We start from the raw sequence: 15,329 nt of genomic DNA on the forward strand, positions 1-15,329 counted from the left end.
TGCATCGGGTGCATCGCGCATCGGCATAAACGCCGTACGTAAAAGAGCACATTTCTGCATCGGCCGCGGAATACCTTTACGAACATTTCACCTCACATAGTGAAATTGGAAACCACGAATCCGAAACGCCGAAGGGCGGATTGGCATTCCCAGTTTCGCTCTATTCCTGCCCTTGCCAACCCCGCCCATCAGCCACCGGTCAGAAAGACTCAAGGTCATGCTCTCCAGGATTTCCATTCGTTCCAAGATCACCGCCGTTCTCGTCATCCTGCTGGTCGCGATGACCGGCATGGGTCTCTTCGCCATCCGCCAGATGCAGGCCATCAACGCCAATGCCGTCGACATCCAGACCAACTGGATGCCCAGCGTTCGGGTGCTCGGCGATCTGCGCGCCGGTGTGATCACCTATCGCAACGTGATCCGCGAGCACATGCTGTCGGAGCTTCTCGAAGAAAAGCTGGCGCAGGAAAAGACGCTGGAAACGGTCGTCGAAGCCAACATGAAGGCGCGGCAGGCTTATGAAAAGATGATTACGTCGCCGGAAGAACGCGCGCTGTACAACGAGTGGGTCGAGACGTGGGAGAGCTACAAGAAGGGCGCCCAGGAAGTCATGGCGCTGTCGCGCAAGGCTGCGGGCTCCTACCCGCGCGAGGCACATGAGCTGAACACGACGACCGTCAACCTCATCGGCATCAAGTCCGACAATATCCTGAAGAAGGACATCGACCTCAACAACAAGGGTGCCGATATCGCCGGCCAGGACGCAACGAACAACTACAACACCGCATTCATGCTGGTGGCGATCATGCTCGGCGCGGCCGTCCTGATCGGCTGTGTTGTCGGCTTCTATCTGGTGCGCGACGTATCCCGCGGCATCACGTCGATCGTGACGCCGATGAAGGCGCTCGGCGAAGGCGATCTCACCGCCGTCGTGCCGCATCAGGGCGAAAAGACCGAAATCGGCACCATGGCCGACACCTTGCAGGTCTTCAAGGAAGCCCTGATCGCCAAGAAGGCGGCGGACGAAGCCGCCGCCGCCGATGCCGACGCCAAGATCGCGCGCGGCCAGCGGGTCGATGCGATCACCCGCGACTTCGAAAAGCTGATCGGCGAACTGGTCGGCTCGCTGTCGTCGTCATCGACCGAACTCGAAGCCGCTGCCAACACCCTGACCTCCACCGCCGAAATCACCGGCAGGACCTCGGGCGAAGCCGCCGCCGCGTCGCAGGAAGTCTCCAGCAACGTGCAGTCGGTCGCGGTCGCCACCGAAGAGATCACCTCGTCGGTCGGCGAAATCAGCCGTCAGGTGCAGGAATCCAGCCGCGTCGCTGGCGAAGCCGTGCGTCAGGCGCAGAAGACCGACACCAGCATCACCGAGCTGTCGCAGGCCGCCGCCCGCATCGGCGACGTGGTGAAGCTGATCACGGCGGTTGCCGAACAGACCAACCTGCTGGCGCTCAACGCCACCATCGAGGCTGCCCGCGCCGGCGATGCCGGCCGTGGCTTCGCCGTGGTTGCTTCCGAGGTGAAGGCCCTCGCCGCGCAGACCGCCAAGGCCACCGACGAGATCAGCGCCCAGGTCGCCGGCATGCAGACCGCGACGCAGGAATCGGTCGCGACCATCAAGGAGATCGGCAAGACCATCACCCTGATCTCGGAAATCTCCTCGACCATCGCCGCCGCGGTGGAAGAACAGGGTGCGGCGACACAGGAAATCGCCCGCAACGTGCAGCAGGCTGCCTCGCTCAGCGGCGACGTCGCCAACAGCATCACCGATGTCAGCCGCGGCGCGGGTGAAACCGGAGCCGCATCCGGCCAGGTGCTGTCTGCCGCGCAGATGCTGTCCACCGACAGCAACCGCCTCAAGATCGAAGTCGAGAAATTCCTCACCAACGTCCGCGCGGCGTAAGCTCGCCGCAACATCGAACGGCAAACGGGCGGCTGAATTTCAGCCGCCCTTTTTGTTTCCTCCGCCGCCGCGTCAGAGCGACGCGGAGGATACTTCATTTACCAACAGTTCACGGGAATCCCTGATGATTCCGCCCGCGAATACGGCGTCAGAAGGCGTCGGCATTCGACTGGAAATTGCCACCCTCCTTTCGCCCGATCCGCATCCTGATCTGGCTTCTTCGGCATCCGGTTAGAAAAATCGATAACCAGGGATCACCCCGATGCTGTCCAAGCTCTCCATCCGCGCCAAACTGATCGGAATCGTGACGTTCTTTCTGCTGACTTTGGCCGCGACAAATCTTTTCGGCATGCTTCAGATGCGCTCGATCAACGCCTCGGCGCAGCAGATCCAGACGATCTGGCTGCCCAGCGTTCGCTGGCTCGGAGACATGCAAACCCAGGCCGCACGCTACCGCGCCATCCTCCGTGACCATTTCCTGACCTTCGACGACAACGCCAAGGCCAAGATCGACAAGAATCTCGCGGACCGCCTGCAAGCCTACGATCAGGCCAACCAGAAGTATCAGGCTCTGATCTCCTCGCCAGAAGAACGCGCGGTCTACGGCGAACTGGTCAAGGTCTGGAAGGAGTATCTCGCCGCCGCCAACGAGGTTCTCGAAACCTCCCGCAAGGGCGAAAGCTCGATGGCGCAGGATCTGAATTTCGAGAAGGCCTCCCCGATCGGAATCAAGGTGGACGACACGCTGACCAAGCTGGTCGAAATGAACAGCAAGGGCGCGGCCACCGAGGGCCAGCGCGCCAACGACAACTATTCCACGGCTGTCCAGCTTGGGCTCGTCATTCTCGGCCTCGCGCTGGTGGCCGGCCTTGTCTTCAGCTTCTATCTCGTCCGCGGCGTGACAACGGGCATCGCCTCGATTGTGACTCCGATGCGAGCGCTGGGCAGCGGCGACCTGAGCGCCGAGGTCCCGCATCAGGGCGAGAAGACCGAAATCGGAACCATGGCCGACACATTGCAGGTGTTCAAGGACGCGCTGATCGCCAAGAAGGCGGCGGACGAAGCCGCGGCCCTCGACGCCGACGCCAAGATCCAGCGCGGCCAGCGGGTCGATGCGATCACCCGCGACTTCGAAAAGCTGATCGGCGAACTGGTCGGCTCGCTGTCGTCGTCATCGACCGAACTCGAAGCCGCTGCCAACACCCTGACCTCCACCGCCGAAATCACCGGCAGGACCTCGGGCGAAGCCGCCGCCGCCTCGCAGGAAGTCTCCAGCAACGTGCAGTCGGTCGCGGTCGCCACCGAAGAGATCACCTCATCGGTCGCCGAGATCGGACGGCAGGTGCAGGAATCCAGCCGCATTGCCGGTGAGGCTGTGCGTCAGGCGCAGAAAACCGATGCCAGCATCACCGAACTGTCTCAGGCGGCGGCGCGCATCGGCGACGTGGTGAAGCTGATTACGGCGGTCGCCGAACAGACCAATCTGCTCGCGCTCAATGCCACCATCGAGGCCGCCCGCGCCGGAGACGCCGGCCGCGGTTTCGCGGTGGTCGCCTCCGAAGTGAAGGCCCTCGCCGCGCAGACCGCGAAGGCCACCGACGAGATCAGCGCCCAGATCGCCGGTATGCAGTCGGCGACCCGGGAGTCGGTCTCCACGATCAAGGAGATCGGTGCGACGATCAATCTGATCTCGGAAATCTCCTCGAGCATCGCAGCAGCCGTCGAGGAACAGGGTGCGGCCACCCAGGAGATCGCGCGCAACGTGCAGTATGCCGCCCAGCGCAGCGGCGAGGTGGCGCAGAGCATCACCGAGGTCAGCCGCGGCGCCGGTGAAACCGGAGCGGCCTCCGGCCAGGTGCTGTCGTCCGCGCAGGTGCTGTCCAGCGACAGCAGCCGCCTCAAGATCGAGGTCGAGAAATTCCTGACGACTGTGCGCGCGGCTTAAACGCCGCGTCCTATCATATTCCGAAACGGCGGCTGGGCTCAGCCGCCGTTTTCATTTGCGGCGTCAGCCGCAGACATAGACCCGGCGCCAGCGCCAGCCATAAGGCGTCGGCACCTGCGTTAGCTGGTAACAGCCCTCGTCGTACCCGTAATAATCATCGTAATAATAGTTGTCGTAATAGTACGGGAAACCAAACCCGACCACGAACGGTGCGAAGCGGTGGTGATGATGCCAAAACCTGCCATGATGGAAACTGGCATTGGCGAAGCGGGCGCCTCCGCCCGGCATCGCGGCAAACCGGGCCATTCCCGGCGCAGCGGCAAATCGCGGTCCGCTGAATCCGCCGCCGTGCACGGCGGCGAAACTGCCGGCACCTCTAAAGCCGCCACCTGAGAAACCACCGCCGCGGAATCCGCCACCGCCAAATCCTCCGCCGCCGTGGAAACCTCCACCGCCGCCGCCGTGACCACCGCGTGCGACGGCATCGAGCGGGGCAAACGCAACAATTGCAGCAACCGCAGCAACACCGATCATCAGTTTTCTGAACATGGCTCACTCCTACCCGAGCGCGCCCCTAACCGATAACGCTTCGCGAAGGATGTTATTTCCATGAACGGCGATAAAATTTTACGGAGATGAGGCGCTGGCCGGGGATGCCGATGAATCGTTCATCAATGAGGCATCATCCGGCAGGCCGTAGACACGTTCAGGCGCGGCAAAGCCCGCGACCGAAAACAGGCCAAGATCAGTCCATCCCGCATCGACATGGCTGGCGAATTCAGTGGACGCCAGCACGGTGCGGTTGAGGCGGCCGGTCATCTTCTCGATGCGCGCGGCGAGATTCACCGCCGGACCGATGCAGGTGAAATCGAGCCGGTCGCCGCCGCCGATATTGCCGTACAGAACCGTGCCGATATGCAGCGCGAGGCCGAACCGGAAGTCGCGCAGTATCTCGGACTCGTAGGCGTAGGTCATCGCCGCCACGTTGGCGCGGCACTCCCGCGCCGCTTCGAGCACGCGCTTGCAAACCGTTTCCGTGTCCCCCTCCTTGCCGGTGATGGGAAACACCGCGAGCAGGCCGTCGCCCATGAACTTCAGGACTTCGCCGCCGTGATTCAGGATCGCGGGCACCTGACAGTCGAAATAGGTGTTGAGAACATCGACCACGGCTTCGGACGACAGCCGGTCAGACAGCGGCGTGAAGCCGCGCAGATCCGACAGCCAGATCGCGGCATGCATGGTCTCGGTATGGCCGCGGCGGATTTGTCCCGCAAGAATCCGCGCGCCGGCCCGTGCGCCGACATAATTGTTGAGCAATCCTGCTGCGGTCCGCCGCAGCAGCCAGACTTCGATCATGCGGGTCAGGGATGGCATCATCAGGCGCAGGTCGGCGAGTTGAGCCTCCGTGAAGCCATCCGGATGCTGCGTGATCCAGCTCACCGCATGGATTGTCCCATCGGACATCAGAAGCGGAAGTGCGATGTAGTCGGTCGCGCCCTCGCCGCGGATCTCGGCGAAAAACGGCACATTGCCAGCACCGTCGTCCAGCAGCCGCTTGCGCACTTCCTGCCCCTGCTCGAACACGATGGCCAGAGGACTTGAGAGAAAATAGTCCGACTCCTGCTCGCCGTGAGCCATGGCGCCCATGGCAACACCTTCGCCCTTGCGCCAGACGAAGTTGCGGCCGAGCATGTTGGGATGAAGTGTGCGGACGAAGACGCCGACGCGCCAGAGCGGCATGCCGCAAGCGACCATGCGCTCGCAGGTTTCCACGATAAACCGGTCCACGCGTGACGCCGACCGCGCTCCGTTGATCAACCAGTCGATGACGCTCTGAACGCTGTTGGCTTGCATAAGGTTCGTTTTGCGACGGCGGGCGGGCCCGGTCAAGCTCGTCAGCCACGCTCACCACATCTCCCGATAATTCGGGAATTTCTTCAGCGTGGCGTCGTAGCGCACCGGCGACAGCCACGGCAGCACGCGCTTCAGGACCACGTTCGCGAGCGGCGAGACATGACGCACATACAGATCGATCGGATCGAGCTGGTGCCGCAGGTGGAGTTTCGGGTCGTAGTTCAGGCCGCTGCTGCGAAACCATTTGTAGCCGCCCGCAATGGCCCAGTTGATCGTGTCACGAACCACGCAGAAATACAGATGCAGGTTGAGCGCAACGGAATAGTCGAAGCCGACATACTCCGAGAAGAAATGTTCGCCCTGGACCATGCAGATGTTGAAGGCCACCAGCGTATTGCCGCGGTGCCATGTAAAGACACGGACCTTGTCCTTCATCCGTGTGCCGAGATCGCGGAAGTAGTCCTCCGTCAGCTTCTCGAAGCGGAATTTGGATCGCTCGTAGACCTGAAGATAGAGCGGATAAATTTCTTTGGCCAGATTTTCAGTACCGTCGGTTACGGTCATGCGGATATCTTCGCCGGCTGATGCCTGAAGATTCCGGCGCACATTCTTGCGCGCCTTGCCGCTGAGCGCTTTCTCGATGAAGCGATCGAAGTTCTCGTATTCGATATTCAGTTTTGTCATCGGCATGCTCGGAGCGCGGCCAAAGCCGCGCCGCACGAAGCATTCGAACGTCTCGCGATAGCTGGCGGGAAATTCCTTGAGCACAATGAGCTGCGCGCCGAGACTTTTCGCCAGCTTGCGGATATGCCGCGAAAGCACGTCCGCAACGGTTGCGGCGGACAGGCCCTCACCGTCAGCGAGATGCCCCTCGCCTGCGGAACAGCCGACCATGAGTGTTCGCATCTTGAGGAAGCGCGGGTAGCGGCGCCGGATGGTTGAGATCAGCCGCCACTCCGATCCGACGCCTTCAAGAACGTCCTGATCGAGCAGAAAGAACGGCTGTATCGCCCGGATGCGCCCGGATGCATCGCGGATGGCAAAATACCTGTAGTCGAAGCCTTCGCGAAGCGTGTCCTCGATGATCTCGTAGTAGCGGTAATCCTTCCGCTCATCGGCGAATGTCGAACTCCAGACCGGGCTGGAAGAGAGTTCGGAGCGGTCAATTACCGTCACCGAAAAGGGTTCACGCGCCGCGTCGGATACAACCGCGCCCTCATCGCCTGCCAAGGTAATCATTCAGGCCCCAACAAAAATCGACACGCAGAACACCGCGCCCCGTTCCCGTTAAAACAGGCAGAGATTGAAAGGTAATATGTTAAGGGTCAAGTTGGAATTTTGGAGGCCGCATCGCCGGCGATAGGCGGTGCCGCGCCTGCGGATCACCCCGCTCGTCCTGACTTACGGATTGAAGCGACCGTTTTGACCCAGATCAAAACGTTCCCAGGAGCAAGTTGTATCAAACATCAACTTCAATCGAGACTGGTTCTGTGAATCGCTTCTTGCGGCGTCCCGCCGTTCACCTGGCGCGCTAATGCGCCACCAGACTCGTAAATCCCCAACGTCACACCGATCGCTTCCAGCAAGGGACGCAATGAGCAACGAATCCACCATCGTACAGCGACTCAAATTTCACGGCATCGACAGCAACACAAGCGCGATTCTCAGGGGGCATAGGGATTTCCTGATGTCCGAGATGCCCACGATACTGGATCGTTTTTACGATCACATTTCGGCATTTGCGGAAACGAAAGCGTATTTCAAAAGCCGGGATCATATGATGCATGCGAAGCAGAAGCAGCTTCAGCACTGGAGCATCATTGCAAGCGGCAAATTTGATGAGTCCTATGAAACCTCCGTCACGCGCATCGGCGAGGTTCACAATACCTTGGGGCTGGAGCCGCGCTGGTACATTGGCGGCTACAACGCACTTGTCGGCGGATTGGTCGAAGCCATCGCGCTGAGGCTGCCGTCGTCGGGGATCATCAGGAACAGCATATCCGGCAAAACCGCGCTTCAACTGGCCGTCATCAAGGCCGCGATGCTGGATATGGATATTGCCATTGCCGTCTATATCGAAGCGGGGCGGCGCGACCGGCATCGGACTCTTGAAGCGCTTGCGACAAATTTCGAACATACGATCGGAGGGGTCGTCGGCATCGTCGCATCGGCAGCGACCGAATTGCAGGCATCGGCGCAAACAATGACAATGTCGGCGCGCGAAACCGCAATGCAGTCGGCCACCGTCGCGAGTGCGACGGAAGAAGCCACCGCCAATGTCCATTCTGTGGCAGCCGCCACCGAGCAATTGACCGGCTCGATCGGGGAGATCAACCGTCAGATCGGCGAATCGGCGCGGATCGCGGCCGAAGCTTCGCGGAACGCCGGGCACACAGCCGCAAAAATCGACACCCTGTCGGAAGCAGCCAGCAAGATCGGCGCAATCATCGGAATCATCACGAAGATTGCCGCGCAGACAAATCTGCTGGCCTTGAATGCAACGATCGAGGCAGCCCGTGCCGGCGATGCCGGGCGCGGCTTTGCCGTCGTGGCTCAGGAGGTCAAATCTCTGGCCGAGCAAACCGCCCGCGCGACGACCGAGATTTCCACGCAGGTCGGAGCCATCCAGCTATCGACAAGAGAATCTGTCGAAGCCATCAGCGAGATCACAACCGTGATCGCCTCCATGAACCAGATTTCGTCGGCCGTTGCCGATGCCATGCGGCAACAGGGTCTGGCAACTGAGGAAATTGCACGCAATGTCGAGCAGGCCGCACAAGGCACCCACGCCGTTTCGGCCAGCATCGCCGGTGTGACAACGACCGCCGGAGGAACCGGCGCTGCAGCGGCGCAGGTCCTGTCCGCGGCCTCCGAGTTGTCGCAGCAGTCCGAAATGCTCCGCGTCGAAGTCGATAAGTTTCTTGCAACCGTCAGAGCGGCGTAGCGGCGTTGCCAGGTTGGGTGGGAAACCGGACCGCTAGCCGACCTGACCGCGATGGCGCAGCAGATGATCGGCGATCACGCAGGCCATCATCGCTTCGCCGACCGGCACCGCGCGAATGCCGACGCAGGGATCGTGACGGCCCTTGGTCATGATGTCGGTGTCGGCACCGGCCTTGTCGATGGTGCGGCGTGGGGTGAGGATCGACGACGTCGGCTTCACCGCGAAACGCGCCACCACCGGCTGCCCGGTCGAGATGCCGCCGAGAATGCCGCCGGCATGGTTCGACAGAAACACCGGACCGTTGTTGCCCATGCGCATCTCGTCCGCGTTCTCTTCGCCGTGCAGTTCGGCGGCGCCGAAGCCCGCGCCGATCTCCACGCCCTTCACCGCATTGATGCTCATCAGCGCCAGCGCAAGATCGCTGTCGAGCTTGCCGTAGATCGGCGCGCCCAATCCGGCAGGAACACCTTCGGCGACGACCTCAATCACCGCGCCGATGGATGATCCCTTCTTGCGGATGTCGTCGAGATACTCCGCGAAGAAATCGGCCTTGGCCCTGTCGGGACAGAAGAACGGGTTGCGGCCGACCTCATCCCAGTCCCAGGCCGCGCGATCGATCTTGTGCGGACCCATCTGCACCAGCGCGCCGCGCACCTTCACATCGGGAATGATCTTCCGCGCGACTGCGCCGGCGGCGACACGCGCTGCGGTCTCGCGCGCCGACGAGCGCCCGCCGCCGCGATAATCGCGCAGGCCGTATTTCGCTTCATAGGTGAAGTCGGCGTGACCTGGACGAAACTTGTCCTTGATCTCGGAATAGTCCTTCGAGCGCTGGTCGGTGTTCTCGATCATCAGCGCGATCGGCGTGCCGGTGGTGACCTGGCCCTTGTCCGTGTCCATCACGCCGGAGAGGATTTTGACCTGATCGGCTTCCTGCCGCTGGGTCGTGAACCGCGACTGGCCGGGACGGCGGCGATCAAGATCCAGTTGAATCTCCTCGACCGTCAGGGGGATCTGGGGCGGGCAGCCATCGACCACGCAGCCCAGCGCGGGCCCATGGCTTTCGCCAAAGGTCGTCACGCGAAACATGTGGCCGAAGGTGTTGAAGGACATAGGAAATTACCCGACGGGCCAAAGGGCCCCTATTCGCCAGAATTGACGTAAAGTCGTAACGCGCAGGCCTCTTAGGGTCAAATCTGAGACGCTTAAAGTGCCGCGTTAACGAAGCATTAACTATGTTTCGTGACCTGCCCGTCGGCAAAGACGTAGACCACGCCTTGCTCCACCGTCAGGTCCGCAGCGCCGACCGGGGTTTCGACATCCAGCGCCACCAGCAGCGCGCGCATCGCGCCGCCATGGGACACCGCCACCGTGTCCTGGATCAGCGAGTCGTACCAGTCGCGCATGCGGATGGTCACCGAGGCGTAGCTCTCGCCGCCCGGCGGCGGCACACCCCACTTGTCGACCTGACGCTCGGCGAAAATCTCCGGATGCGACTGCTCCATCTGCGGCAGGGTCAAGCCTTCCCAGTGGCCGTAACCGATCTCGCGCAGGCGGTCGTCGAGTTCGTAGTCATGCGGCGGCACGCCGAGCACGCCCCGCAGCAGCTCCATCGTGGAGCGTGCACGCCCGAGCGGCGACGACACGAACGGGATCTTCGCGGGATCATGGGAGTCGCGCGCAAGAATATCGGTCAGTAATTCGCCGGAGCGGATCGCCTGCTCCTTGCCGAGATCGTTGAGCGGAATGTCCTGCGTGCCCTGAAAGCGGCCCGCGGCATTCCATTCGGTCTGGCCGTGTCGGATGAAGTAAACGGTGGGAGATGGCATTGACGTTTCTTGCTCGAAAGATTTCTTCAATTGCCGAAGGCAAGGCGGCCCCTGATGACACAGGCCCCCTGGCCGTTCAACCCGGACAGGCGGCGCAAGTCCTGACCATAACGGGCAGAAACAGCGGAATACTCCCGCGTTTTCGGTGTTTTCAGAGTAGAACGGCTTGTGAGCCGCCGGACCGGACGAACTGAATGAGCAACGATTTCCGCCACAGCGTCGAGACCATGATTCCGGCCCTGCGGCGCTATGCGCGGGCGCTGGCGCGGGACACCGACATCGCCGACGACCTGGTGCAGGACACCCTGGTGCGGGCGCTGCGTTCGGAAAAGCTCTTCCTCGGCGGCGACCTGCGCGCCTGGCTCTACACGATCCTGACCAATCTGAACCGCAACCGCCGCCGTTCGCTGGCGCGGCAGCCGGCGATGATGGAACTGCACGACACCGCCGCCGACGCCTCGGGCACTGAGGCCGAAGGCCGCGACATTTCCCGCGCGCTCGCGACACTGGCGGAAGACCAGCGCGCGGTGCTGCTGCTGGTGGTGCTGGAAGGCCTGAGCTACCGCGACGTCGCCGACATTCAGGGCGTGCCGATCGGCACGGTGATGTCGCGGCTCGCCCGTGCGCGGGCGCATGTGAAAGCCGCACTGGAAGGAGAGCGGCCGGTGCTGCGGCGGGTGAAATGAAACCGAAGGGGACGATACGGGATGGAATCGATACGCGATCGGGGAGACTCGCTTCTTCTCCCTCTTCCTCGTGGAGAGGGTGGCGCGCTGAAAGCCACGCGATTGGCGCGCGGGGTGGAGGTCAACTCTGTATCATGCGTAACCTCCACCCCACTTTCTGCACAAACCTGATGCCATTGCTGCTGCAAGACTTCGAATTCGAGAGACAACGCTGATGACCGACCACAACATTCCGGTGACCGAGGACGAACTCCACGCCTACGTGGACAACGAACTCCCCGTGGAGCGCCGCGCGGCGGTCGAGGCCTGGCTCGCGGCGCATCCCGACGACGCCGAGCGGGTCACGTCATGGCGCGCAATGAGCGACGCGCTGCATGCGAAGTACGACTCCGTCGCGGACGAGCCGGTGCCACACAGCCTCTCGGTCGATCAGTTGTCGCGCACCCCGCGCCGCTGGATGATGGGCGCCATCGCCGCATCGCTGCTGGCATTCGCGGTCGGCGGCGGCATCGGCTGGGCCGCCCGCGGCGCGAACGCAACGCCGTCGGCGTTCGCGAGCTTCACCGGCGATGCGCTCGGCGCGCACAAACTCTATGTGGTCGAGGTGCGCCATCCCGTCGAAGTGGCGGGCAGCGACAAGGCGCATCTGCAACAGTGGCTGAGCAAGCGCTGCGGCTGGGAAGTCCGCGCGCCCGAACTCGACGCCACCGGCCTGAAGCTCGTCGGCGGACGGCTGCTGCCCGGCCCCACCGGTCCCGCATCGTTCCTGATGTATGAGACGGCGTCGGGCGAGCGCTTCACGATCTTCGCCGCGCGCGCGGAAACCGAGACGACGCAGATGCGCTACGCCGTCAACGACGGCACCGGCGCGCTGTTCTGGGCCGATCGCGGCGTGGGTTACGTCGTCAGCGGCGGCACCGATCGCACCCGCCTCGAGCACGTCGCGCGGCTGGTCTATGACCAGAACGAGAAGGCCGGGCTGTAATCAGCCTTTGGAGAACACGTCATTGCGAGGAGCGCTTGCGACGAAGCAATCCATTTTTTTGAAGATGGATTGCTTCGTGGAGCCTGTGCTCGGACGGCGCAGAGCGCCGATCCGAGTGCTCGCAATGACGAAGCTACTCCCTGCTGGCCAGCACCTTGTCGATACGCCGCCCGTCGAGATCGACGATCTCGAATCTCCAGCCGTCGGCGCTGATGCTTTGCCCCACCGACGGAATCGCGCCGAATTTCTCCAGCAGATAACCGGCGCAGGTCTGGTAGGACCGCGACGCCGGCAACGGAATGTCGAGCAGGCGCGCGAATTCGAGCGCAGGCATCCAGCCGGAAATGAGAAACGATCCATCGTCGCGCCGGACGAAGGCGGGTTCGGCTGGTCCTTCCTCGGTGTGAAAACTCCCGACGATCGACTCAAGAATATCCGCGCTGGTGACGACGCCCTGAAACGTGCCGTACTCGTCGTGGACCAGTCCCATGTGCACCGGTGAATCGCGCAGGATGGCGACGACATCACGCGCATCGACCGTTTCGGGAATGATCGGCGCCTCGCGGATCAGCTTGCGGATGTCCGGTGTCTCGCCCGCAAGATACGCATCCAGCATGTCCTTGGATTGCAGGATACCGAGCGTCTCCTCGCCGTCGAACACCGGCAGGCGCGAATGCGTGCTGTTCCTAAAAGCAAATCGAATCGCCTCATCCGGCTCCGACAGATTGATCATCGTGACCTCATGACGCGGCGTCATCACCGCACCGACCGGAAGATCGCCGAGCCGCATCACGCCTGCGATCATTTCCTTCTCGCCCGGCTCGAGCACGCCGGCATTCTCCGCTTCCACAACCAGCGTGTGGATTTCCTCTTCGCTCACCTTCTCCTCGGCCTCGCCGCGCTGGCCGAGCACCCACAGCAATGCCTTGCCCGAACGATCGAGGATCCACACCAGCGGCAGCGATATCCTCGCAAGCACGACCATCGCCGGCGCGACCTTCACCGCGACCGCTTCAGGATCGCGCAGCGCGATCTGCTTCGGCACCAGTTCACCGACAATGAGCGAGGCGTAGGTGATCAGCGTCACCACCGCGCCGACGCCAACGGCATCCGCGGCGCCCGGCGACAGTCCCACGCACGCCAGCCATGCCGAGAGACGCGCGCCGAGTGTCGCGCCGGAAAATGCGCCGGACAGCACGCCGACCAGCGTGATCCCGATCTGAACCGTGGAGAGAAATTTTCCGGGGTCCGACGCCAGGGCGAGCGCACGGCGCGAACCGCTGACGCCTTTCTCAACCAGACCGGACAATCGCGCGGGACGGGATGAGACGATGGCAAGCTCCGACATCGCCAAAAGACCGTTGATGACGATGAGGACGGCGACAATTCCAAGTTCAAGTAACAAGCTGATCCTTTGCAATATTATTTTCTGTCGCAACAGATAGCATGCCATTGCGCTGCGCACAGCATCGGCGTTGCCGCAGCGTCATCCGAATTTCGGTTAGGTCCGTTGCAGCGCCAATGTGACGCCGCCCAGCGTGAAGACCATCGCAAGAACCTCGCGCAGGCCGAGCGGTTCCCCGACCATCAACGCGGCGGACATCACGCCCACGATCGGAACCAGCAGCATGCCGGTCGATGCTGTCGCTGGCGGCAGGATGCGCAAGGTTTCGAACCAGGTGAGATAACACACGCCCATCGGAACGATTGTCATGTAAGCCATCAGCGCCCAGCCCTGGAGCGAGACGGCGCAAAAATCCGGCTTCTCGAACAACAGGCCGAAGACAATCATCGCCAGACAACCAAGCCCGACCTGCCACGCCACCAGCGCAACCGGCGGCACCGGTATCGGCGCGCGATTGAGAATGTTGCCGAGTGCAAAGAGAATTGCCGCAGACAGCGCCAGCGACGCACCCGCCAGCTTTTCCGGCGTAAATGAAAATCCGTCGCCGCCGAACAGGATCACGATTCCGATAATGCCGAGACACAGTGCGATGATATTGCGGACCGTGGGACGCATGCCGAGCAGCGGCCATGCGAACAGCGTCGCCCAGATCGGCATTGTGTAAGCGAGCAGCGCGCCCTCGCCGACGGTGACCCATTTCATGGCAACAGTGCCAAATCCCATCCACGCGATGACATTGGTAAATGTCGCGAACAGCAGAGGCAGGATGGCCTCGCGCGGCACGCTTAATCGTTCGCGGCGGCTCCATGCCACGACCGCCAGAATGAGCGACGCCGTAACTCCCGCGAGGCCGCGCGCGGATAGCGGCGGCAGTTCACGCAACAGGAGTTTCATGAAAGGCCAGTTCAGGCCCCAGCCGAACGCTGTGATGCCGAGACAGGCGATGCCGATCCATCGCGCTCTAGCCATCGAATGTGCCGGTGCTGGTCCTGCTGATTGTCATCAGGCCGACGTTACAGATTCAAAGCGCGACGGCAACAATCCGCCGAAAAATAAAAGGCCCGGCAAATTGCCGGGCCTCTTGGTCAGTCGGAAAAAAGATGTCAGTTGCAGGAAAATACAAATGGCGTCACTCGCCGACGGCTTCCGATTCACGTGCTGTGACGACGGCGAGCTTTTTCGGCGCGGCCTTTTTCTTTTTCGGCTCGACCGGCGGTGGGTTGGCGGCCTCTTCGGCTTCCTTCGCCAGGCGCAGCGCCTTCAGGCGATCCATATTCTTGCGGACGTCGACATACTCCTTGCCGACTTCTGCGAGGGCGATTTCGCCCTCGATCTTGGCCAGCCGCTGTTTTTCAAGGCGGGCCAGTTGTTCGGGAGTTCGCGGCTTGGTCTGTGATTTGCTGGTCATTACCAACATATGGGTATTCCGGCGCCGGATTGCCACCGGTTGTAAAATATCGTCCCGGCAGCGGAACTTTTCGGGTCCGGCGTGAACGCCTGGCCGGCCGCAATTTCTCCGCCCGTCATGCCTGGATGCGCGTCTTCGTGCGAGAATCCTCCCAGTCATTCCGGGATGCGCCGGTTGGCGCAGGCCCGGAATCCATGATGATGCGGGAATCCGGTGAGTGAACATGGATTCCGGGTTCGCGCGAAGCCGCGCGCCCCGGAATGACAAGTGGGGAAATCCGACCTCGAAACATTTCGTGATGGGGATACGCGTCCCCGCGCTCTCAACCTCTCTTAAGTTCGCCATGTCCTGTTCGTGAGGGGCG

At 62.1% G+C, this 15,329-nt stretch carries 13 protein-coding genes; 5 read left to right on the top strand and 8 right to left on the bottom strand.

The features are described 5' to 3' along the window. The first annotated feature begins 217 nt into the window (after nucleotides 1-217). Nucleotides 218-1,909: a methyl-accepting chemotaxis protein gene (locus AC1RM7_RS19095; RefSeq protein ID WP_024921920.1), complete on the top strand. Its 1,692-nt coding sequence runs from the start codon at nucleotides 218-220 to the stop codon at nucleotides 1,907-1,909. A 262-nt stretch (nucleotides 1,910-2,171) separates the two neighbouring features. Beyond that, entirely contained in the window at nucleotides 2,172-3,854 is a 1,683-nt protein-coding gene (locus AC1RM7_RS19100; RefSeq protein ID WP_024921919.1) for a methyl-accepting chemotaxis protein, read from the top strand. A gap of 63 nt (nucleotides 3,855-3,917) precedes the next feature. On the opposite strand, the gene AC1RM7_RS19105 is transcribed toward AC1RM7_RS19100, so the two are convergent. From AC1RM7_RS19105 to AC1RM7_RS19115, 3 genes are all read right to left on the bottom strand, one after another. After that, nucleotides 3,918-4,403, bottom strand: coding sequence for a hypothetical protein (locus tag AC1RM7_RS19105; protein WP_024921918.1), 486 nt, complete (start codon nucleotides 4,401-4,403; stop codon nucleotides 3,918-3,920). 78 nt (nucleotides 4,404-4,481) lie between these two features. Beyond that, nucleotides 4,482-5,708, bottom strand: a complete 1,227-nt coding sequence (locus AC1RM7_RS19110) for an adenylate/guanylate cyclase domain-containing protein (RefSeq protein ID WP_024921917.1) — start codon at nucleotides 5,706-5,708, stop codon at nucleotides 4,482-4,484. 51 nt (nucleotides 5,709-5,759) lie between these two features. Next, a complete protein-coding gene (locus AC1RM7_RS19115; RefSeq protein ID WP_024921916.1) occupies nucleotides 5,760-6,947 on the bottom strand; it encodes a GNAT family N-acetyltransferase in 1,188 nt (395 codons plus the stop codon). A 355-nt stretch (nucleotides 6,948-7,302) separates the two neighbouring features. Here AC1RM7_RS19115 and AC1RM7_RS19120 point away from each other — a divergent pair, with 355 nt between their 5' ends. Then, entirely contained in the window at nucleotides 7,303-8,652 is a 1,350-nt protein-coding gene (locus AC1RM7_RS19120) for a globin-coupled sensor protein (RefSeq protein ID WP_024921915.1), read from the top strand. Between the two features lie 33 nt (nucleotides 8,653-8,685). Here AC1RM7_RS19120 and aroC read toward each other — a convergent pair whose 3' ends face one another. Then, entirely contained in the window at nucleotides 8,686-9,765 is a 1,080-nt protein-coding gene (gene aroC / locus AC1RM7_RS19125; protein WP_024921914.1) for a chorismate synthase, read from the bottom strand. Between the two features lie 116 nt (nucleotides 9,766-9,881). Further along, nucleotides 9,882-10,481, bottom strand: coding sequence for a histidine phosphatase family protein (locus tag AC1RM7_RS19130; RefSeq protein WP_024921913.1), 600 nt, complete (start codon nucleotides 10,479-10,481; stop codon nucleotides 9,882-9,884). A gap of 194 nt (nucleotides 10,482-10,675) precedes the next feature. Between AC1RM7_RS19130 and AC1RM7_RS19135 the strand changes: the two genes are divergently transcribed. Both AC1RM7_RS19135 and AC1RM7_RS19140 read left to right on the top strand, forming a co-directional pair. After that, the gene (locus AC1RM7_RS19135; protein ID WP_024921912.1) at nucleotides 10,676-11,167 is read left to right on the top strand and encodes a sigma-70 family RNA polymerase sigma factor; all 492 of its coding nucleotides are present in this window, start codon (nucleotides 10,676-10,678) and stop codon (nucleotides 11,165-11,167) included. Nucleotides 11,168-11,378: 211 nt separating this feature from the next. Continuing rightward, nucleotides 11,379-12,152, top strand: coding sequence for an anti-sigma factor family protein (locus tag AC1RM7_RS19140; protein WP_024921911.1), 774 nt, complete (start codon nucleotides 11,379-11,381; stop codon nucleotides 12,150-12,152). A gap of 133 nt (nucleotides 12,153-12,285) precedes the next feature. Here the strand turns inward: AC1RM7_RS19140 and AC1RM7_RS19145 are convergent, their stop codons facing one another. The 3 genes from AC1RM7_RS19145 to AC1RM7_RS19155 all read right to left on the bottom strand — a co-directional run. Next, nucleotides 12,286-13,605, bottom strand: a complete 1,320-nt coding sequence (locus AC1RM7_RS19145) for a hemolysin family protein (RefSeq protein WP_051472553.1) — start codon at nucleotides 13,603-13,605, stop codon at nucleotides 12,286-12,288. 48 nt (nucleotides 13,606-13,653) lie between these two features. After that, entirely contained in the window at nucleotides 13,654-14,526 is an 873-nt protein-coding gene (locus AC1RM7_RS19150) for a DMT family transporter (protein ID WP_024921909.1), read from the bottom strand. A 160-nt stretch (nucleotides 14,527-14,686) separates the two neighbouring features. Further along, nucleotides 14,687-15,329, bottom strand: a 643-nt coding sequence (locus AC1RM7_RS19155) for a hypothetical protein (RefSeq protein ID WP_492943911.1), incomplete at its 5' end; no start/stop codon positions are given.

The organism is Afipia sp. GW822-FHT03D08, assembly GCF_058801645.1.